Here is a 21303-nt window from a genome sequence, read left to right as displayed (position 1 = left end):
CTAGTCCCCCTTCTCCTTTTCGGAGAAGGGGTTAGGGGATGAGGCGCACCGTTGAGGCGAAACAGCGCAACGCGGAGGGTGGGAGGCGCACCGCGGAGGGCGAGACAGCACAACGCGGAGGGCGACCAAGCCACCCCTAGCCGCCGCCCTCGGCCAGGGCGGCGGCTTCGGCGAGCAGGCCGGCGGCGCGGGCCAGCAGCAGGCGGTGCTGGGTGGCGGTGGCGGCGGGCAGGGGGCGGGCGTGGCGGTGCAGCCAGCCGGTGCGCCAGGTGGCGCGGGCTAAGGCATCGGCATCGGGGGCGGCGGCGGCCTCGGCAGGGGCGGCGGCCTCGGCAGTGGCGGTGGCCAGCAGGGCGGGTAGGGCGGCCTGCCAGTGCCGCGCCACTTGGGCCTGGTCGGCCAGGGCGGCGGCCTGGGCCAGCAGGTGAGTGGCCCGCTGCTGGCACTGGCGGCGGCGTAGGTCCAGGGCGGCAGCTTCGGGCGGGGCGGTGCCGACGGCTAGGGCGGCGGTAGGGGCCGGGGCCGGCTCGGGGGCGGCGGGTAGGTGGGGCAGCAGCGGCAGCAGGGCCGCGCGCACGGTGGCGCTCAAGGCCCGGCTGCCCCCTTCCAGCGAGCTGAGCAGCGCCGGGCTGATGCCCAGGTACAGGGCCAGCTCGGCCTGCGAGAGGCCAAACCAGGCCCGCACGCGGGCCAGCAGGTGGGCAGAGGGGCGGGCGCGGCGCGGCATTGCGGAAGCGGGAAAAAGTGTGAAGTATTTTATAAAAGTCAAAAATACTTCACACCAAGTCGTTATTATTTGTGAAGTATTCTATAAAAAACAAGAATACTTCACACGCCCGACCTCAAAAAATGAGGTCGGCAACCGGCTAATTTGTGGCTGGCGGCGCTGGTTAAGCCATTGGGGAGCCGGTACCTTTGAGGCTGTTTAGGAAGTAGGCGCGAGCGGCGCTCAGCTAGCCTTTCTAAACGGCTTCTTCGCTTTCTTTTTACAGCTCCCGCTATGGCTTCATTCTTTATCCGCTGGCAGCGGCGGGGCGGGGCGGCGCTGGGGCTGCTGCTGGGGCTGCTGGCAGTAGCCAGCGCCGCCGGCCAGCCCGCCCCGGTTGGTCGTGCGGCCGCCGCGCCGCTGGCCGACCACCTGCCCGCGCCCGTCACCGCCAGCCAGGCACCCTTCTTCGCCCTGCTGCACGCCGGCGACTCGGTGTATGCCCTCAAGCGCGGCGACGAGTCGCTGGCCCGCAGCCTCAACTACTACACCAGGGCCCAGGCGCTGGCCGCCGCCACCAACGATACGCTGCTGCTGGCCGAGGCCGTTTTTGCCAGGGGCCGCATCTACGATGCCTGGAATAAGGAGCCGCAAACCACGGTGGCCCTGTTGCGGCAGGCCACGGCGCTGTTTCGGCGGGTGCCCGCCCAGCGCCTGCGCTACTACTACGCCTGGCACCTGGTGGCCCACGCCTACGATAAGGTGCCCGACACGCTGCGCACCATTGCCGAGCTGCGGGCTATCCGGCGCGAGCTGGCCAGGCAGCCCCCCGCCCTCCTGCGCCAGCTGCCCTTCACTGTCGAAATGGCCCTCATTGCCACCGAGGTCGGCCACTATGCCCTGGCCGACTCGCTGCTCACTACCCTCACGCGCCGGCCCTGGGTGCGCAACGACCCCGAAACCTACGACCACCTCACCCACTATTACCTGGTGCACAGCCGCCTCGACATCCTGGGCCGGCACCGCCTGCACTCGCCCTACCTCGACTCGCTTGCGGGGGCTTACCGCCGCACCCGCCCCACCCCCGACCGCCTCTTCTATGCCGAAAACTTAGCCCGGCTAGCCGCCGCCGCCGGGCAGTATGCCCTGGCCTACCGCTACCTGAGCGACTACCAGCACCTGGGCGACAGCCTGCGCGGCAGTGCCGACGTGGGCCGGCTGCGGCAGGCGCTGATGCGCTCGGAAGAGGCCGCCGCCAACCAGCAAAGCGCGGCCGAGGCTGCCAGTAACGTGGCTCGCACCCGCATGCTGTGGGGGCTGAGCGTGGGGTTGGTCATTATCTCCCTGCTGAGTTTTTACTTGGCCCGCCAGGGGGCGCGCGCCAACCGCCAGGCGCGGCGGCTGGCGACCATGAACCAGGAGCTGGGTGCGGCCAACCAGGAGCTGGCTACCGCCAACCAGGCCGTGGCCGCAGCCAACCAGCAGCTCGATGGCAAAGTGGCCCAGGTGGAGCTGCTGAACAAGGAAATCCAGCACCGCGTCAAAAATAATTTACACATGATATATAGCTTGCTGCGTATGCAGGAGCGCCGCACCGACAACCCCGAGGTGCTGGAGCAGCTGCAGGCCGCCCGCCTGCGCGTCGAAAGCATTGCCACCCTGCACAACCAGCTGCTGCGCAACCCCGCCGGCCTGGACGTGGCCGATTATATGCGGGCGCTCATCTCGGCCGTGGTAGCTTGCCTGGCCAACGGCCGCCAAGTGGTGACGCACCTGCGCACCGACGACCTTGACCTGCCCACCGACAGCCATTTTCCGCTTTCGCTCATTTTGAACGAGTGGGTAACGAACTCCATCAAGTATGCCGACACGGCCGGACAGGCCCTGGAAATCAACGTGAGCGTGGCGCGCCGCGCCGACAACACCTGCATTACTTATGCCGACAACGGCCGCCCGCCCGAGGCTGCCCGTTCCGCGCCAGTTAGCGCCGAGCACGAGTTGGGTGGCCTTGGCACCCAGATTATTACGCTACTGGCCCGCCAGCTCCACGCTACCCTCACCACCCGCCCCGACCAGCCCTTCCATTACGAACTGTGCCTGCCCCATGTCGCTATTGCCTAAACTCAACCTTATCGTAGTCGAAGATGAAGCCCTGATAGCCCAAGAGCTGAGCAATACCCTGCAAGACCTGGGCTACTACGTGCTGGCCACCTGCCTTTCCTACGTCGAAGCCCGGCAGGCTTTCGCCCAGTACCAACCCGACCTCGTGCTACTCGACATCAACCTGCGCAGCCCCAACCCGACCCACAACGGCCTGGCCCTGGCCCAGCAGCTGCACGAGCGCCCCGTGCCCCCGCCCTTCATTTTTCTCACCGCCTACAACGACCTCGACACCATCCGGCAGGCCACCCGGCTGCGCCCCAGCGGCTATCTCATCAAGCCCGCCAACGATGCGGCCCTGTTTGCCGCCATCCAAACGGCTATCGAGCACAGTACCAGCCGGCAGTCGGACCTCCTGCTTGACCCCGACAACCCCAGCGTGGGGCCTACCGACTATTTTTTTGTGAAAGTGGGGTTACAGCTCACCAAGATTTACTGGGACGACGTGGCCAGCCTCGAAGCTGGTAAAAACTACGTGACCCTGCGCGCGCCCGTGCGGCAAATCGTACACGCCATCCGGGGCTCGCTCGCCTACGTGCTCTACCAACTCATTCCCGACCACCTGCGGGGGCAGTTTCTACGCGTCAACCGGAGCACCTTGCTCAACCAGCAGCACATCCACGGCTACGACGACAAGTACGTGTACTGCGGCAGCTTGCAGTTCGAGAACGGCCATATGGCCGACCAGCAGCTGCGCGGCGAGTAGGCCAGGGGGCTGCCAGGGATTCTGAAAACTGGCCGTGTGCGCCTACAGCAAGCCGCTCAAAAAGCCGGGCAAAATACCCAGCACCAGCGTCATAATGGCCAGCAGCACCAGCGTAGCCGACTGAAAGCTATCGACCATGATGGGGGTAGTGCCCGGCTCGGCGGGGCGCATATACATGGCGATAACGGGGCGCAGGTAGTAGTAGATGCCCACCATGCTCATCAGCACCGCGAACACTACTAGCCAAATGTAGCCCTGCGCCACCACGGCCGTGAAGATGAAAAACTTACCGAAAAAGCCGCCCGTGAGCGGAATGCCACCCAGCGACAGCATCGCCACCGTCATCGAAAAAGCCAGCAGCGGGTTGGTGCGCGCCAGGCCGGCGAGGCCCGCGTAGTCTTCGCGCTGGCGCTGGTCCGCCACGAGCTTGAGCACGCCGAAAGCCGCCACCGTAGCCACGGAGTAGGCCAGGCTGTAGAAAAAAATGGCCTGCGCGGCTGGCCCGTCGAGCTGGCCCCGGCCGGCCACGAGGCCCAGCAGCAGGTAGCCCGCGTGGCTCACGCTGGAATAGGCCAGCATGCGCTTGGCGCTGGTTTGCACCGCCGCGCCCAGGTTGCCGAGCAGCAGTGTGAGCACGCACATGGCCACGATGGTGGGCAGCCACACGGCGCTGGCACCGGGCAGGGCCACCAGCAGCAGCTTAAGAAAAGCTGCGAAGCCCGCCGTTTTTACCACCGTGCTCATAAAAGCGGTGAAGAACGTAGGCGTGCCCTCGTACACGTCGGGCGTCCAGAAGTGGAACGGCGCGGCCGACACCTTGAAGCCGATACCAATCACCATCAGCAGCACGCCCACGTAGAGCATGGGCTGCAGGCTGGCATTGGCGGGGGTAGCAATGGCGGCGGCCAGCTCATTGAGCTGGAACGTGCCGGTAGCGCCATACACCAGCGCGATGCCGAAGAGCAGAATGCCGGTGGCAAACGCGCCTTGCAAAAAGTATTTGAGGGCCGCCTCGTTCGAGCGCACGTTGCGCTTGTCGGAGCCGGCCAGGCAATACATGCTGATACTTAGGATTTCAATACCCACGAAGAGCATGATGAGGTGGTTGTAGCTCACCATCATAATAGCCCCCACCAGCGAGAACAGCAGCAACGAGTAGTACTCGGCCAGGTTGGGCTCGCCGGCCACCACGTAGGAGCGCGAAAACGGCAGCAGCACCAGGGCCGTGAGCAGCACGATGCCGCTGAAGGCCACCGAGTAGTTGTCCACGGTAAGCATCTGCCTCACGTAGGGCGAGTCGAATAGGCCCGTGATGCTACCGGCGTGGTTCCAGTCGAGCAGGTTAATGCCAAACACGAGGGCCAACACCACCAGCGCAAACGGCAGCAGCGCCCGGTTGGAGCGCAAAAAGCCGAAGAACAGGTTGATGATGCCGAAGACGGAGAGGAGAACTAGTGGGAGCATGAGCGAACCTCAAGAAAAGAACGTCATGCTGAGCTTGCCGAAGCATCTTGTCCGCGCCGTTGGATTACTACCCCCAACGAAACGGGCGAGATGCTTCGGCAAACTCAGCATGACAGAAATGAATTAGCGGCCAACCGCGGTTAGAATGCTGCTGATGGTCGGCTCGGATAAATGCAGGAAAGTGCCGGGAAACAAACCCAGCCAGAACACCAGCGCGATGAGCGGCACGAACATCGTCAGCTCGGCTCCGGTGAGGTCAGTCATGGTGTCGGAGTGCGCCGAATCAGGCCCCAGCATCACGCGCTGGTACATGCGTAGCAGGTACACGGCCGAGAAAATAATGGTAAGGCCGGCCACCGCACCGGCCCACATATTGAACTCATACACGCCCGCCAGCAGCAGAAACTCGCCCACGAAGCCGCCGGTGAGGGGTAGGGCCACCGTGCTGAGCAGCATGACGATAAAGCATACGCTGAGCAGCGGCGTGCGGCGCGTGAGGCCGCCCAGGTCGGCAATGAGGCGCGTGCCGGTGCGGCGCTCAATGGCGTCGGCCACCAGGAACATGCCCACCACGTTCACGCCGTGGGCCAACATCTGCACCACCGCGCCTTGCAGGCCAATGGCTTTGAGCGAGAACACGCCGGCAATCATCAGGCCCACGTGCGAGAGCGACGAGTAGGCGATGAGCCGCTTCATATCCTGCTGACGGATAGCGATAATGGCCCCGTAGATGATGCCGATAATGGCCAGCACCATCACCAGCTGCTGCCACTGCGTCACGCCCAGCGGCACGACGGGTAGCAGCCAGCGCAGGCAGCCGTAAATGCCCATTTTCAGCATGATGCCCGAGAGCAGCATCGTGGCCGGAGCCGGCGACTCGGTGTAGGTGTCGGGCTGCCAGGTGTGGAAGGGAAAAATCGGCATCTTCACCGCGAAAGCCGCGAAGATGAGCCAGAACAGCCATGCCTGCTGCGAGGCGGCCAGCTGCTTGCCAGCCGCGTAGAACGCCTGAATATCAGAGGAGTGCGCGGCCAGCGAGCCGGCGGCCGGGGCCGTCTGCAAATACAGGTACACGAAGCCGGCCAGCATAAACAGCGAGCCGATGATGGTGTACAGGAAAAACTTGAACGTAATCTGAACGCGGCGGTCGCTCCGGCTCCAGGCCCCGGCCAGGAAATAAATCGGAATCAGCGCCACTTCCCAGAAAAAGTAGAACACGAACGCGTCCATCGCCGTGAACACGCCCAGCAGGCCGGTCTGCATGAAGAGCACCAGGGCGTAGAACGCGCCGGGGTTCTCGTACTCCTCGTGGCGGAACGCGGTGGCCAGAATAATGGGCACCAGCACCGTCGTGAGCAGCACCAGGCACAGGCTCAGGCCGTCGATACCGAGGTGAAAATTGATGCCCGCCGAAGGTATCCAACTGAGGTTGAAGTCGAAGCCGGTTGGCCCGCTGCGGGCGTAGGTAATGGCCGCGAACACGGCCACGGCTAATTCCAGAAAGGCGGCCCCCAGGGCTAGGATGCGGGCCGCGCTGCCTTTGGCAAAGTGAAGCAGCAGAGCGGCGGCCAGCGGGAAAAAAACTAGAAAAGCTGTCAGCATTAGCGCAAACGGGGCGGTCGCGGCCGGAAGCCCGGCGCGCCAAACCGCGAATTAGCTGCAAACTTACTGCGTGCGCCGGGAAGGTGGGCACCCGGCGCGGCTAAAAGTAGCGCGAAGCTTCGGCTGGGGGGTAGGCACTACGTGCTGGCAGGGCAGTCGCCTCGCGCGGCTTTCCCGTAAGTTTGTGGGGATGCCTCGCCACTCCATTACCGATTTTCTCAGTGCCGCCGCTGGCCCCATCCTCGACGTGCGCGCCCCGGCCGAGTACGCGCAGGGCCACATTCCGGGCGCGCTCAGCCTACCCCTCTTCACCGACGAGGAGCGCGCGCGCATCGGCACCACCTACAAGCAGGTCAATCCCGACAAGGCTGTTTTGCTGGGTCTCGATTTCTTCGGCCCCAAAATGCGTGCGATGGTGGAGCAGGCCCGTAAGCTGGCGCCTGGCCAGGAAGTGCGCCTGCACTGCTGGCGCGGCGGCATGCGCAGCGGGGCCGTGCAGTGGCTGCTGGAGCTGGGCGGCCTCCGGGTAAACCTGCTCGATAAAGGCTACAAGGACTACCGCCACTGGGCCTTGGCCGAGTTTGCGCGCCCGCGCCAGCTGCGGGTGCTGGGCGGCTACACCGGCAGCGGCAAAACCGCCGTGCTGCACGCGCTGGCTGCCCAGGGCGAACCCGTGCTCGACCTCGAGGGCCTGGCCAATCACCTGGGCTCGTCGTTTGGGGCGCTGGGCCAGCCGCCGCAGCCCACCCAGGAGCAGTTTGAGAACGACCTGGCCGCCGCGCTGGCCGCCCTACCCCCCGATAAACCGATTTGGGTGGAGGATGAGAGCCGCAACATTGGCAGCCTCACCATCCCTACCCCCTTCTTTACCCAGATGCAGGCCGCCCCGCTGGTGGTGCTGGCCGTGCCCCAGGCCGCCCGCGTGCAGTACCTGGCCGGCAGCTACGGCCGCCAGGATGCCGGCGGCCTGGCCCTGGCCGTGCTGCGCCTGAGCAAGCGCCTTGGCGGCCTCGTCACCAAAGAAGCGCTGGGTGCCATCGCCGACGGCGACATGGCCCGCATGGTGGAGCTGGTGCTGGCCTATTATGACAAAACCTACGGCTACGGTCTGGAAGGCCGCCCCGCCGTGACGGTGGCCGCTGAGGGTACTGACGCGGCGGCCAATTCGGCGCGGGTGCGGGCGGCGGTTGCTACCCCTGTTGCATGACTCCGAAGCTGCGAGTGGCCCGGCCCACTAACGACCTACTGGCTTTGCGCCGCTTCTACGTGGAAGGATTAGGCCTGACAGAGCTTTACGCCTTCGCCGGTCACGATGGCTTTGATGGACTGATGGTTGGGCATCCACAATCGCCTTACCACCTGGAGTTTACGCAGCAGCGGGGCCACGTGGCACCACCCGCGCCCACGGCCGAAAACCTGCTGGTTTTCTACCTGCCCGAACGGGCCGACTGGGCGGCCGCCGTAGCCCGGCTGCAAGCGCACGGGTACGCAGCGGTGCCCGCCCACAATGCCTATTGGGACCGCCAGGGCCGCACCTTTGCGGACCCCGACGGTTATCGGGTGGTGCTATACCAAGCTGCCTGGAATTTTTAAACTCTGCCCTCATTATGACTACCCCCGACCTCGACCACATCCGCCTCACTCAATACAGCCACGGCGCGGGCTGCGGCTGCAAAATTGCGCCCAGCGTGCTCGATAAAATCCTGCACAGCAGCCTGCCCCAGCCCAACTACGAGAATCTGCTGGTGGGCAACGGCAGCCGCGACGACGCGGCCGTGTACCGCCTGCCGGGCCAAGCAGGGCAGTGTGTCATCAGCACCACCGATTTTTTTATGCCCATCGTCGATGATGCCTTCGACTTCGGGCGCATCGCCTCGGCCAACGCCATCTCGGACGTGTACGCGATGGGCGGGCGGCCACTGCTGGCCATCGCGGTGCTGGGCTGGCCCATTGACAAGCTCGCGCCCGAGGTGGCCGCACGCGTGACGGAGGGTGCCCGCGCCATCTGCGCCGAGGCGGGCATTCCGCTGGCCGGCGGCCACAGCATCGACTCGCCGGAGCCGATTTTTGGGCTGGCCGTCACGGGTTTGGTCGATGAAAAGAACCTCAAGCGCAACGACACCGCCACCGCCGGCTGCCGCCTCTACCTGACCAAACCAGTGGGGGTAGGGATTCTAACCACCGCCCAGAAGCGCGAAATTCTGCGGCCCGAAGACGCCGACGTGGCCCCGGCCCAGATGCGCCAGCTCAATAAAATCGGGGCCGAGCTGGGCGAGATTCCCGGCATTCGGGCCATGACCGACGTCACGGGCTTCGGCTTGCTCGGGCACCTGGCCGAAGTATGTGAGGGTAGTGATTTTAAGGCTGTTATCAATTACCTGGACGTGCCGCGCCTGGCCCAGGCCGAGCGCTACCTGTTGCAAGGCGCGGTGCCGGGCGGCACCCTCCGCAACTTCCAGAGCTACGGCCACAAAATCAGCCCGCTCACCGACGAGCAAAAATTATACCTCTGCGACCCGCAAACCTCGGGGGGCCTGCTGGTCTGCGTAGAGCCCGGCGCGGCCGAAACGGCGGCCCAGGCAGTTTTTGCCCAGCACGGGCTGGCGCTGCACAGCTTCGGCGAGCTGCGGCCGCACCAGGAAGGTCAGCCGTGGATTGTGGTGGAGTAAATAAAATCGCTTGTCAATAAACCGTTTGTCATTGCGAGCGCAACGAAGTGGAGCGCGGCAATCTTTCCTTGCCGTTAGATTAGTAACCCCAACGGCAAGGAAAGATTGCCGCGCTCCACTTCGTTGCGCTCGCAATGACAAACGTTAAAAATAAAGCTCCGCAATTAGTCGTCGGCCGGCTGGCGCCTACCCCCAGCGGCTACCTGCATCTCGGCAACGCGGTCAACTTTGTGCTGACCTGGTTGCTGGTGCGCCGGGCCGGCGGCACCCTGCACCTGCGCATCGACGACCTCGACCGCGCCCGGCTGCGGCGGGTTTATCTGGAGAATATTTTTCGGGTAATTGACTGGCTGGAAATTGACTACGACCACGGCCCCAGCGGTCCCGATGATTTCCTGGCGCACCATTCCCAACTGCTACACCTGCCTGATTACAACCGCATGCTGCGCCGGCTGGCTCAGCGGCCGGGCCTAATATATGGCAGCCAGCGCACCCGCACCAGTGAGGGGGTAGGCGCGGGGTTGGTGCCCCTCACCACGCCCGGCGTGGCGTGGCGGGCGCAGGTGCCGCCCGGCACCATCATCACCTTTACCGATGCCGGGCGGGGGGTAGCGAGCGTGCCGCTGGGCGCGGAAATACCCGACTTCATCGTCCGCAAAAAAGACGGGGTAGCGGCCTACCAGCTGGCCTCCGTGGTGGATGACCTGCGGCTGGGCACCACGCTCCTCGTGCGCGGCCTCGACCTGCTGCCCAGCACCGCCGCCCAGCTCTGGCTGGCCGCGCAGCTGCCCGAAACGCAGGCATTTAACCCGGCGCGCGTGCAGTTTTATCACCACCCGCTGCTGACCGACGCGGCGGGCCAGAAGCTCAGCAAATCAACCCAGGCAGCTGGTGAGGCGGGCGTGCTGGCCCACCCGGCCGGCCCGGCAGCAGTGTACCGGGCCGTGGCGCGGCTGCTGGGCCTGCCCACCGAAGCGGGCGAGTCGCTGGCGGCGCTGCAAGCCGGCATGGCCACAAGTTAGGGGGGTAGGGATGCGCCGTAGCACGTTCCTACTGTTTGGGGTAGGACAAGACCAGGAACAGAAATTGCCGCTAAGGTTATGCGCTATGTTCAATAGGTGCCTCACAGGTGCTCAGCGAGCTGTTAGCACTTTTCAAAACCACGTTCAGAAAATGTTAGTAAGCTTGTTTACCGCTTCCTGCCCCTGTGCCAATCCTACTTTTTAGCCTGGCATTCTAACCAAGTACCCGCTGAAAATGCCTTTGAAATCATATTGGACATAGCGCATAATCTTAGCGGGAATTTCTGTTCCTGGTCTTGGGCTACCCATTTTACACCGAGTTGCGTTAGTGGCCTTGGTTAAAAGTTTGGTCCGAAAGTCGCATCTGACCCATGTGCGAACTTGAAAAACGGTCGGAGAGGTACGAAAACGGCTCTTTGGGGTACTAGCGAGCTTATCGTTAGCTTAGACCCTCACCTAGTAAAAAAGTGGTACCCAAAACAGGTTTACCCAATCAAAGTACCGTTTAGGCGCTCCTAATGGCTTTCCGGTACGCAAAGCGAGTCTGCTAGCTGCCAAATGCTACTTTTGGACCGAACTTTTAACCAAGGCCAGCATTAGAGTTGTTATTACTTGTTAGCCAAAACATTACGGGTTTATAGTTGTTCACTCTTCCTATGGCAACTAGTATCTATCAAAACGTTCGGACTGACGCACAATACAAAGCGGCAACCGGGCTGAGTCAAGCGGCATTCAATGCGCTCTATCCCTGGTTTGCTCGGTACTAGGAGCCTAAACAACTTAATCCTTATACTACTTCTGGTAGCCCGGTTTTGACAGATAAAAGGGAAGCCTTATTCTTTATCCTGCATTACTATAAAGCCTATCCAACCCTGCAAAATCTAGGTATGTATTTTGGATTTTCTAATTTCGCCGCGAGTGTCTATTTAGAACGAATAAAGCCGTGTTTAAAGGCTGCCTTACAGGACCAAGGAATTGATAAAAGTACGTTATTTAAGAATCAAGCCGACTTTGACCAACGCTTCGCGGAGGTGACAGACTTGGTGATTGATGTAACCGAAGTTCCTATCGAACGTGCTGTTAAGCAAGAAGTACAGGAGGAAGATGACAGTGGTAAAAAAAATTCCACCCGGTAAAGTGGTTACTTATTAGTACGCTTGATAGGCGTATTTTGTGGGTTAGCAAGTGGTGTAATGGCAGTACCCATGACTTCACCATTTTTAAAGACTTCTTTGCCCACTTAACCTTAGAAAATTACCGAGTTCATGTTGATTTAGGCTTTATGGGTATTGCCAAATTTATTGATTGTAAGTACGTTTTTATTCCATTTAAATCGCGAAAAAATCATCCACTTACTACTTTTCAAAAAACGATTAATCACTGTTTAGCATCTGTTCGGGTAGCCGTAGAGAATAGCATCGCCCAGCTAAAAGCTTTTTTCGTATTGCGGATAGAAAATCGGATGAGAAAGAGGGAAAAATTAGCCGATGCCTTCTCCCTGTGTACTGAGTTAGCCTGTTTCAAGCAATGTTACACAAGTTATTGATTTTTAGTCAATAACAACTCTATTGAACGCATTGCCCAGGAGCTACGCGCTTACAACAAACGTCCTGCGCCAGCCACCGAGGATCAGGTGAAGGCCCTGGTGCAGCTGGCTGGGCGGGACCGGCCGCTGACGTTGCATGTGGACAGCGAGGCAGTGGCCAAGCAGCTTATCGGCAAAGTAGACCAGCAGGCGAAAGTATTTTAGGATATAGGCTATCAGCCGATTAACTATTGAGACGACAGGCAAAAAGCCCTAACGACCGCGCTTGATGAGCGCGTAGCGGCCCTGAAAGCGGCCGAGACCAGCTTGAAAGCCACGGCGCAGCAAATACTTGATTCGGTGCCCTTGAACGTGTTTGAAAACTGGCGCTCGACGGTCGGTTTTACACTTGGTCCGGTAGTCCTGATACTGTTAACGATGCTTTGCACCGGGCATTTTTCGCGGGTGCCTAAAGCCGATTTGGAGAAGGTACAAGCTGAAAATGAGCAACTTCGGCAGTACAACGCCCGGTTGACCAAGGAAGGTACCTTCTACTTGGACCAGGTGAAGAGCTACCGGGCCAAGTTTCCCAAAGCCGCCCCTTATTTTCCGAAGTACGTGGCCCCTGCTACCCCGTGACACCGGGAAGGTGAGGCAGGAACTGCTTTGCATATGCTGACCTCAACTAGCCTCCAGCCCGCAGCCGACAGCCAGGGGATTCACCGCATCGTCAAGGGTGAGGACCAAACACAGGTCGTCAGGGGAGAAAACTTACTGCAGCGCCTGCTCCACGTCCGCCGACGCGCTGCACAGAATCAGCTGGGCTTGGCGGTGACGCAGGCGGTGTTGACAGGCCCGTAGGAGCCAACTTGCCGTTACCGATAGAATTTTTAGCAAGCGGCAATTCCTAGCTAACCACGGAACTTGATTTATTGAGACAAAAGAAATACCTGATTATGAGTAAGATAATTGTTTAAAAATTATGTTGGCTTGAACATAGTTGTCGTATTATCGGAATTAAATTTAATAATAACATTATTGTGTGAGTTGCCACCTGACAAATAAGTAACAGGGGTTTTCTGCATTACGCCCTTAGAATCACGAGAGTAAACGAATTGTGAGCCAGCAGTATACTTGTACACTCTGGTACCCAGTATTTCCTCAATACAAGCGCTACGAGTACGTAAGTCTGATGATAATGTCAACAGGTTGCCATTGATATCTCCACTATACACTAATACAGCATCATTACCAACAAACGCATACTGTTCAGGTGGTGATGTCAAATATCTATCATCAATAATTGCGCTCAAGCGCCAGCAAGTCAATCCATTAGAGTCTTTATAAATAACAAGTTTTACAACTCCTTTATCGTCAAAAAAATATCTTTTCTCCCTGCAAGAATTTATGTATTGTCTTAGTATAGTAAACTCTTTAGGTTTACTTTCAAATTCAACCTGCTGACAGGGTTGACCTAAAAATGAAAGATAGTTCCAATAGATGGAAGCGAAAATAAAAATGATTTTCATTTTTAATTAAGGACAAGAGTTCTGCTGATCAAATATTATTTGCGTCGAGTTATACGACACAAATCTATCATTTGTAATTATAGCGTTTCCCATGCCAGAATAAGCATTAGCCTTATCTTCATCATCTAAAAAGTAAGGATTGTAAGTACTACCGTCCGGCGCGGTGCCAATAGGATGGGTGTGAAAAAAATATAGAAGGTCATAAGAGGCAGCTGGTATTACATGTACACCATTAACCCAACTATTAATTTCTATATGCCATCCGGTTGCGTCCTTGAAAGGGCCATTAGTGATTTTGTGAGAGCTATCATTAGGATCGTAGATAGGGAATGTAATTCCAAAGTGACTATCGGTAGTCCTAGGGTCAGTCATAGGTAATAGGATAACAGTACCATTACTAGCAGTAAAACCTGCTACTTCTTTATGATTTGTGGCTTGTAAAGCTAATGCAGCCTTAAGGCCAGTACATTCACCAACAATTACTTTTGGAGTAGTAAGAGGCGGGTTAGGGGTTGGTTGAGTTCCCCCTCCTCCACCCCCGCCGTTGGTCGGGAAGGGATTAGTGGGGTTTGGCGGCGGTGTGGTCGGGTTGCCAGGAAGAGGGATAGTGGGGGGCGCTGGGTAGGAGGGAGGTGTGCCCGAAATCGGTATATCTGGCAGAGTAACAGGTGTGCCATAACCTCCTCCATCTCCTGTAGGGCCAGTAGGGGGGTCCGGGTCTTCCGGGGTACCACTGCAATTGCATTGATAATTCGTTACAGGCTGGTCCCAGACTGGGGGGCCGCCTATGGTACTCTTGTGAGTTGGAGCGGGTAGTTCCTTATAGGATAATGGGAGCTTTTGGGTCTGTCCCACCGTGAGGGCCAAGTCATCAAACCAAACGGGGGTGGCACTGGCGTTCCCCAGCACTACTTGCACAAAGCCCTTGCGGGGCACTTGTACCGCCAAGGTCAGTACTTGCCAACCGTCAGCTCGGCCTCCCATGATTTGTTGGCTACCTCCCATATAGGTGCCGGCTGCGTCGTAGAGGCGGTACTGAAGGTAAGTTCCGACTGGGGCTACGGGGGCCGACTGCCGCAGGCGGGGCAGGGCTATGGAGACCCCCAGACCCAGGTAAGGTAGGTCCCGGCGGCCGCTCAGGCGAGGCTGCTCGGACACGGTCGGCCCCATCGGCGACCTCGCTTCCACCAGCATGCTACCAACGACTGCCTGGACAGCGGGACCGAGCCAGCGGCGTATGGGCTGGGTGGGCGCATAGGCGTAGGCCGTTAGGGTCAACTGCTGCCCAGCCTGCACCGGGAGGAGGGCCGAGGGCAGGGTTTGCGCAGCCAGGCGCACGGCGGCTTGGCCCGTGTGGGCGAGTTGAGGGGCGACCTGCCGCACGGTATGAAGCCCTGGGAACAGGGCTTCTTCGGCAGTAGCATTGGCTTCTTCACCGCTGAGCAGGTAGGGCGGGGTAGTTTGCCCGTAAGCGACCCGTAGGCCAAGTAGCAACAAGCAAGTGGGGAGGAGTAGGCGTGAAGTCATGCAGAGCAGCAAAGAGGAAAAGGATTGGTCGGCAAGATAGAGGCTACGCGGGCAGTTAGCACAGGAAAATTTAATTGCTTAACACTTATGTAACAGACCTAAAGTATTTTTTAGTATAGAGGGTGTTGTTAAACAAATAGGGAAAACCTCCGACTCGGGTGCATAGCTGCCTAATTTTCATGATTAGCGCCTTGTTTGCCAATGCGTTACCTAAAATGTGGCCAAAACGATAGTCTTAACGTTCGTTTTCGATACCCTATTTCGATTGCGTTAAGGAGCGTGTAAAGCTATCGGATTTTCGATGCTATTATACCGTTTTCGCCCCTTATCACGAGCAACTACGTCAGTTGGCCACGGACCCGGAGGTTTTTTACTATTTGTTTAACAACACCCTATAGAGACTGCCTAATTCTGACAAAAATACCAGGCTGACCGTATCCTAGATAAAACTCAAAAACTGACCTTTTCTCAAGAAGTGTCCGACAACCCATCTTAATGTGAAGTGACTTTTCCCAGAATCAAAGGGGAAAATATAATACGCTTCGCTTAGGGTGAAAGTGCAAATTTGCAGCACTAAAAGAGCTCTATCGAGGAGCTAGAGCAGTTTCCAGGTCAGTGTACAGATTGACCGGTGCGGGCTGCCGGCTTTTCGCCGGCTGTCCGCTCGTCGTTCGCGCCGTTTGTTCTGGCGAAGAGCGGACAGCCGGCGAAAAGCCGGCAGCCCGCCCTGTACACCGACTTGGAAACTGCTCTAGGTGCAGTGGTTAGGCCCCATTGAGGCAGGGGCTACGAGGACCGAATTGGCCGAGGTCGGATGAAGCTTTGTCGGAGTAAGCGCACGCTAAGTAGCTGGTGACCCGGAAGGATAGTGCGGCGGCTGCACAGCGTGGAAAAAAGAAGAGCGATAGACCAAATATAGCCGGAATTTTCAATAACAGTACTCTTTAACAAAAAAATAATTTTCGACGGCCAGCAGCACCCGTTCAGCTTAGTTTGTCTTTAAGCCTTAGCTGGTTAAAGTAGCCACTAGGTGGTAGGGGCTTTGGCCTTGACCAGGCCCAGGCGCACGAGCAGCAGGCCCCCGGATTGCGGCTGGCTTTGACTTTACCCGTTTTCAGGTCGTGGTTGTAACGGTTGACTTCCGCGACGTGGGCGGCGCTGGCCAGGATGGTTTCGGTGCCTGGTTTTGAAAAGTGTTAACAGCTCGCTGAGCACCTGTGAGGCACCTATTGAACATAGCGCATAACCTTAGCGGCAATTTCTGTTCTTAGTCTTGGGCTACCCCTGCTTCACTACGTTCAGGCGGATTTCCTGGGTGCCCTGGCGCACAACGAGAATGTACTTGGCCGCCAGCAATTGCCCCGAGCCGGCCAGACTGACCACGCTCGTCCCGACTTCCACATTGGCTACCGGCTGGTCGTAGATGATACGGCCCAGCACGTCGTAGAGCTTCACATCGAGCGGCCCGGCGGTGGCCGTGGTTACCTGAATCGACAAGCCATCGGCCGCGAAGGGCACCGGGAACGCATTGATAGCGTAGGTGATAGCCGCTGGGGGTAGGGTGGCGTTGGGGCTGGCCAGCGTCCAGCGGCCGGCCAGGCCAGCCACGTAGTCGCGGCTCACGAGGCGGGCCGGAGCATCGCGCCGCGAAGCGCCTTCGTTGCTCCAAGTGGTCCCGGCATCGAGCGAGTGAAACAGCGTCAACTGGGCTTCGGGCAGGCCATGTAGCTCGTGCGGCAGGTAGGCCAGCGCGAGCGTGGTGCCGGCCACGCTGGTCGTGGCCGGCGTTATGTCGTAGTAGCGGCTGATGCTGCCGCCGCCAGTGCCTGCTGCCTGGCCGGTGGTGCGGCGCACGGTGGTCAGGCCGAGCGCGGTCGCGGCCGTAATGCGCACGCCCAGGCCGCCAAAAGCCTCCGTGGCCGTGCCCACGGCGCGCGTGGTTTGCACCTGGCCCAGCACGTAGCTGACGTCGGTTTCGGTGAGGGTGGCCGTGGGTGCCAGCGTAAGCCCATTCACATCGGTAGTTAAAATAGCGCCCCCCATTATCAGTGCCGTGCTGATGGTGGCCGCGCCGATGGTTTTAGTGCCCGCGCCGGCGATGAGCAGTGTTTGGTAAGTGCCCGGCCGCAGGCTTTGGGCGCCGGGGCCGCGGGTGGCCACCGTGCCGCCGGTTTGGGTGAGCGGGCCGGGGCCGGCGTAGTCGCCATACAGCGCCAGCTCGCCGCCGCTCAGCGCCAGGCTGCCCTGCTGGGTGAGCGCGCGCACCTCGGCCGTGCCGCCGCTGAGGAGGGGGTAGGGAGTTGATAAGCCGGCCGGAATGAGCGCGTCGGTGTAGCGGCTGGGCACGCAGCCGTTCCAGTTGGCGGCATCAAACCAGTTGCCGGTGCCCGCCGCGCCACTCCACACGGGCGCTACCGCCTGCACGCTCACCGTGGCCGACGACGTGCACGCTGAACCCACCAAGCCCAGTGTTAAGCGATAAATGGCTGATTGCGTAGGATTAACATAAATACTGGGGGTAGTAGCCACCGCCGGCAAGCCATCGCCACTCACCACCGTCCAGGTATAAATGCCGCCCGCGGGCGGGTTGGTAGTACTAAGTGTGAGCCCTACCCCCCCGCTGGGGCAGAACGTGGCGCTGGAGGCCGCCAGCACCGGCGTGGGCGGGGCGGGGTTCACCACCAGCTTGGTGCTGGCCGCGCCGGCGCACTGCCCGGTCGTGACGGATACCCGCACGGTATAAATGCCCGCCTGGTCGGTGGTGGCGGCTGGCAAAACCGGGTTTTGCAACGTGCTGGTGAAGTTGTTGGGGCCCACCCAGTCGTAGCTGGCCCCGGCCGGGCCAGTGGCGCCGAGCGTGGCGCTGCTGCCAGCGCACACCGGCCCGCTGTTGGTGGCGGTGGCGGCCAGCGGGCTGCCGCTGCACAGGGCCGGCGAGGTCAGCAAGATGGCCCGGCGCGGCGTGCCGGCGGCCATCACGTCCTGCATCCGGCCCTTTTGGTCCTGCGAAAACAGCGCCATGCAGGCATCGTTTGAATAGTCCAGGTAGTCCTGAAACAGGTCACCGTTTGGCCCATTCGAGCAGGTTACGTGCGGAAAAGTGGGGCAGCCGTAGTCGGGGCCCTGCTGGGTGGGCGTGTCGGCGCAATAGTCGTCGCCGCAGTCGCTGTCGCCCCAGGTGTGGCGCAGGCCCAGAAAGTGGCCCAGTTCGTGGGTGAGGGTGCGGCCCTGGTCGTAGGGCGTCGTGAGGGTCCCTACCCGCCCAAAAGCGGAGTACAGTATCACGACCCCATCCGTGTTGGCCGCGCCGCCCAGCGCGCTCAGCCCCGCCAGCCCGGCCGTATTGTCCGGAAATTGGGCATAGCCCAGGATATTGTTGCTCAGATTAGTAACCCAGATATTCACGTACTGGTCGGGGTTCCAGTCAGTAGCCGGCTTAATGGTGCCATCGATATACGCCTGCGCGTAGGGCGGAGCCGCGAAGCCCTGGGCATTGCGGTCGATGCGGTCGATGCCCGGCTCGGCCAGCGGCCGGCCGGCCGGGTCGCGCTGGGCCAGCACAAACTGAAACTGCGCATCGGCCCGCAACGGCTGAAACGGCGCGGGCACCGAAGCGCCGTTAGCATTGCGGTTGCGGTAGTCCTCGTTCAGCACATCAAGCTGCGACTGCACCTGCGCCTGGCTGATGTTGAGGCCAGTGCCCACCGCCTCGCCATCGAACACGATATGCACCACCACCGGCAGCGTGTAAGTAGTAGCGGCCGTAGTGCGCAGTTGCGCGCGCAGGGCGCGGGTCGTGGGTTTGGAGGCGCGGTAGCCGGGCAGGCGTTGTTGCAGCTGGGCCTGCTGCCAGGCATCGGCCTGCTGAGTGCCGCAGGTGCGCGGGCCGGCGGGGGGCAGGGCCTGGCCCGCGGCCTCCAGGCCAAGCATCCAAAAACCCACCCAAGCCAGCAGCGCCGCGTATTTTGTCATAAAAAACGCGTTTTGCCGGCGTTGTTAAAAAGTTAGAATCAGCCTTTGGGTAAAGCTAAGGACGGATGAGTAATGAGCGGTGAGCAATGAACAGTAAACGAAAGAACGTCATTCCGAGCTTGCCGAGGAATCTCGCTCGCATAACGGCACGAAACCCGAACGGCGCGAGCGAGATTCCTCGGCAAGCTCGGAATGACGTTCTATTAATCACCATTTCACCACTCACCACCTACCGCACTTCTTTCTTGAATTCCTCGGCCCAGTAGTCGGCCAGGCGGGTGGGCTCGGGCAGCTTGTAGCCGCGCAGGCAAGCCAGCGTGAGGCGCGTGGCGGTGGCCTGGTCGCAGCGGTGGCCGGGGCTCACGAACAGCGGCAGCACCTTGTCTTTGCTGCGAATAACTTCGCCAATCAACTCGCCGGTTTTGGCGTCGAGCAGGGGAGTGATGCTGCCTTTTTCGGGCGCGGGCTCCTGGAAAGTGCCGGTCAGCTTGTTCTTGGCCACGCCGAAAGTGGGCATGTCGAGCAGCACGCCTAGGTGCGCGGCAATGCCCATGCGGCGCGGGTGCGCAATGCCGTGGCCGTCCACCATAATTACGTCGGGCCGGTGCGTGAGCTTGGCAAAGGTTTGGATAACATTAGGTGCCTCGCGAAACGACAGCAGGCCGGGGATGTACGGCAGCGGCACCGGGCCGTAATTATAGACCTTCTCCACCACTTCCAACGACGGAAATTTCAGCACCACGAACACCGATAAAATGGTTTCGGGCGTCGGAAAGGACGAGTCGCAACCCGCTATCAGGCGCGGCGGGTGGGGTAGGGGCTCCATGCGCACCCGCTGGCGCAGCTCGTGCTGCTGCTCGGTGAGGCTGCGCACCAGCGCCGGGTCGGGCGCGGGGCCGGGCGGACGGAAGTAGGCCATTCTGTTGGATTAAAAATTATGAATTATGAATTAAAAATTGGGTCTGGCTGCCATGCGTAGCCGACAACCTTTTGCCGTGGGCTACGCTACGTAAATTGGAGCCGAATCAACAGGTATTTCCAGCTGCTTATTCCAACTTTTAATTTTGCATTTTTAATTTTTAACTTATAAAAATGTCTCATCCCGAGCAGCCGGCCGCCCGTGGCGATGGCCCGGCCCTGGAGCGCCGCTACTACCTCGATGTGGCGCGCCCGCATCACCCGCCCGCGCAGATAATGGCGCTGGTGCAGGCCGATTTGCCGCAGTTTTCGCCGGGCCTGCTGGCCGATTTTGAGCAAACCAACGGCGAGCGCGGCCAGCTGCGCGTCGGCGACGAGTTCCACATCAAAATTCTGGGTCCCTGGAACGGCAGCGTGCGCGTGACCGAGGTCGGGGCCACGTTTTTTGAGTTCGTGACCCTCGAAGGCCATCCCGAGGCCGGGCGCATTCGCTTCGAAGTACACGCCCTGGACAATTATCCTGATGCGTTGCGCTTCGAGATTCACTCGCTGGCCCGCTCGCGCGACGGGCTGGTGGCTTTCGCCTACGACACGCTCGGCGGCGGCCGGCTGATGCAGGAAGCCACCTGGGTCGAGTTTTGCCAGCGCGTGGGCCAGGCCAGCGGCGGCGAGGCGCTGGGCCCGGTGGTAGTCGAAACCGTGCGCCGCGCCCTCGATGGCACCACCAGTCAGCAGGTTTCGCATGAGTAGCCCCCTGCCGTTGCCCGCCCCTACCCCCCCCGCTGCCTGGCGGCGATACCGCGACCGGCTCGCCACGTACGCGCATACCAAGGTCAACTACGACACCGACGACCAGCACGCCTACACGGCGGCCAGCGGCTGGCGCCTCGACGACTACGCCACCGACCTGCCTGCCGAAGCCCCCGGCCCACCCGCGCCGGCCGGCGCGTTTGCGGCCGCTCAGGACATTATGCGCCGCTACGCCTTCCCGCCGCCCAACCTGATAACCGGCTATTTTGACCCCAGCCAGCCGCTGGACGAGCGCGTGATGGTGCTGCGGGCGCAGTTTCTGGTGTTTCATTTTTTCTTCGGCGTGCGCATCGTGGATGTGGTGGACGAGGCCGCCCTACCCTCCTCCGGCGGCGCTGAGCGGGTGTGGGGCTACGGCTACCGCACCCTCGAAGGCCACTTCGAGCGGGGGCAGATTAACTTTTCGGTGCATAAAAACCTGGCGACCGGCGCGGTGCAATTTCGCATTCATGCCATGTCGCAGAAGGGCACGATTCGCAACCCGTTCTACTGGGTGGGTTTCAAGGTGTTCGGGCGCATGTTGCAGCGCCGCTTCGCCCGGCAGTCGCTGGTGCGCATGCGCGGGCTGGTGGCCGAAGCCCTGGCCCAGCCCCAACCTTTGCCCGCCCCGGCTGGTTAACCCGTAACCCTACCTAAGCGCCGCCGCTGCCCACCGGGCCGTCGCGGCGTTTTTGTAGGCATTTTTCACTAAAA

General features: G+C 60.4%; 17 protein-coding genes. 12 read left to right on the top strand and 5 right to left on the bottom strand.

Annotated elements, in window-relative coordinates:
• Positions 1-136: 136 nt before the first annotated feature.
• Positions 137-727, bottom strand: a complete 591-nt coding sequence (locus A0257_07755) for a hypothetical protein (GenBank protein ID AMR27013.1) — start codon at positions 725-727, stop codon at positions 137-139.
• Between the two features lie 273 nt (positions 728-1000).
• Here A0257_07755 and A0257_07750 point away from each other — a divergent pair, with 273 nt between their 5' ends.
• Both A0257_07750 and A0257_07745 read left to right on the top strand, forming a co-directional pair.
• Positions 1001-2827, top strand: coding sequence for a hypothetical protein (locus A0257_07750; GenBank protein AMR27012.1), 1827 nt, complete (start codon positions 1001-1003; stop codon positions 2825-2827).
• Entirely contained in the window at positions 2811-3572 is a 762-nt protein-coding gene (locus tag A0257_07745; protein AMR27011.1) for a hypothetical protein, read from the top strand. Before A0257_07750 ends, A0257_07745 begins: the two co-directional genes overlap by 17 nt.
• Before the next feature lie 42 nt (positions 3573-3614).
• On the opposite strand, the gene A0257_07740 is transcribed toward A0257_07745, so the two are convergent.
• Both A0257_07740 and A0257_07735 read right to left on the bottom strand, forming a co-directional pair.
• A complete protein-coding gene (locus tag A0257_07740; protein AMR27010.1) occupies positions 3615-5036 on the bottom strand; it encodes an NADH dehydrogenase in 1422 nt (473 codons plus the stop codon).
• Positions 5037-5159: 123 nt separating this feature from the next.
• Positions 5160-6638, bottom strand: a complete 1479-nt coding sequence (locus A0257_07735; protein ID AMR27009.1) for an NADH dehydrogenase — start codon at positions 6636-6638, stop codon at positions 5160-5162.
• Positions 6639-6828: 190 nt separating this feature from the next.
• Here A0257_07735 and A0257_07730 point away from each other — a divergent pair, with 190 nt between their 5' ends.
• From A0257_07730 to A0257_07695, 8 genes are all read left to right on the top strand, one after another.
• Positions 6829-7845 (top strand): tRNA 2-selenouridine synthase, encoded by a 1017-nt coding sequence (locus A0257_07730; protein AMR27008.1) that lies wholly within the window; start codon positions 6829-6831, stop codon positions 7843-7845.
• The gene (locus A0257_07725; GenBank protein ID AMR27007.1) at positions 7842-8231 is read left to right on the top strand and encodes a glyoxalase; all 390 of its coding nucleotides are present in this window, start codon (positions 7842-7844) and stop codon (positions 8229-8231) included. The genes A0257_07730 and A0257_07725 overlap by 4 nt, the downstream gene beginning before the upstream one ends.
• A gap of 14 nt (positions 8232-8245) precedes the next feature.
• Positions 8246-9307 carry a selenide, water dikinase gene (locus tag A0257_07720; GenBank protein AMR27006.1) on the top strand — a complete coding sequence of 354 codons (1062 nt, stop codon included), beginning with the start codon at positions 8246-8248 and terminating at the stop codon, positions 9305-9307.
• Between the two features lie 134 nt (positions 9308-9441).
• Positions 9442-10329, top strand: a complete 888-nt coding sequence (locus tag A0257_07715; GenBank protein ID AMR27005.1) for a hypothetical protein — start codon at positions 9442-9444, stop codon at positions 10327-10329.
• Positions 10330-11141: 812 nt separating this feature from the next.
• A complete protein-coding gene (locus tag A0257_07710; GenBank protein ID AMR27004.1) occupies positions 11142-11465 on the top strand; it encodes a hypothetical protein in 324 nt (107 codons plus the stop codon).
• Between the two features lie 827 nt (positions 11466-12292).
• Positions 12293-12493, top strand: coding sequence for a hypothetical protein (locus A0257_07705; GenBank protein AMR27003.1), 201 nt, complete (start codon positions 12293-12295; stop codon positions 12491-12493).
• Positions 12494-12526: 33 nt separating this feature from the next.
• Positions 12527-12715, top strand: a complete 189-nt coding sequence (locus tag A0257_07700) for a hypothetical protein (protein AMR27002.1) — start codon at positions 12527-12529, stop codon at positions 12713-12715.
• 1508 nt (positions 12716-14223) lie between these two features.
• Positions 14224-14505 (top strand): hypothetical protein, encoded by a 282-nt coding sequence (locus tag A0257_07695; protein AMR27001.1) that lies wholly within the window; start codon positions 14224-14226, stop codon positions 14503-14505.
• A 1683-nt stretch (positions 14506-16188) separates the two neighbouring features.
• Here the strand turns inward: A0257_07695 and A0257_07690 are convergent.
• Both A0257_07690 and A0257_07685 read right to left on the bottom strand, forming a co-directional pair.
• Positions 16189-18882, bottom strand: a complete 2694-nt coding sequence (locus tag A0257_07690) for a hypothetical protein (GenBank protein ID AMR27000.1) — start codon at positions 18880-18882, stop codon at positions 16189-16191.
• A gap of 229 nt (positions 18883-19111) precedes the next feature.
• Positions 19112-19801 (bottom strand): endonuclease V, encoded by a 690-nt coding sequence (locus tag A0257_07685; GenBank protein AMR26999.1) that lies wholly within the window; start codon positions 19799-19801, stop codon positions 19112-19114.
• 173 nt (positions 19802-19974) lie between these two features.
• Between A0257_07685 and A0257_07680 the strand changes: the two genes are divergently transcribed.
• Complete coding sequence (locus tag A0257_07680; protein AMR26998.1) at positions 19975-20550, top strand: hypothetical protein; 576 nt, start codon at positions 19975-19977, stop codon at positions 20548-20550.
• The gene (locus A0257_07675; GenBank protein ID AMR26997.1) at positions 20543-21229 is read left to right on the top strand and encodes a hypothetical protein; all 687 of its coding nucleotides are present in this window, start codon (positions 20543-20545) and stop codon (positions 21227-21229) included. The genes A0257_07680 and A0257_07675 overlap by 8 nt, the downstream gene beginning before the upstream one ends.
• The last annotated feature ends 74 nt before the right edge of the window (positions 21230-21303 follow it).

It is taken from the genome of Hymenobacter psoromatis (assembly GCA_001596155.1).
Lineage (GTDB): Bacteria > Bacteroidota > Bacteroidia > Cytophagales > Hymenobacteraceae > Hymenobacter.
This window is presented reverse-complemented; position numbering and strand designations above follow the sequence as displayed.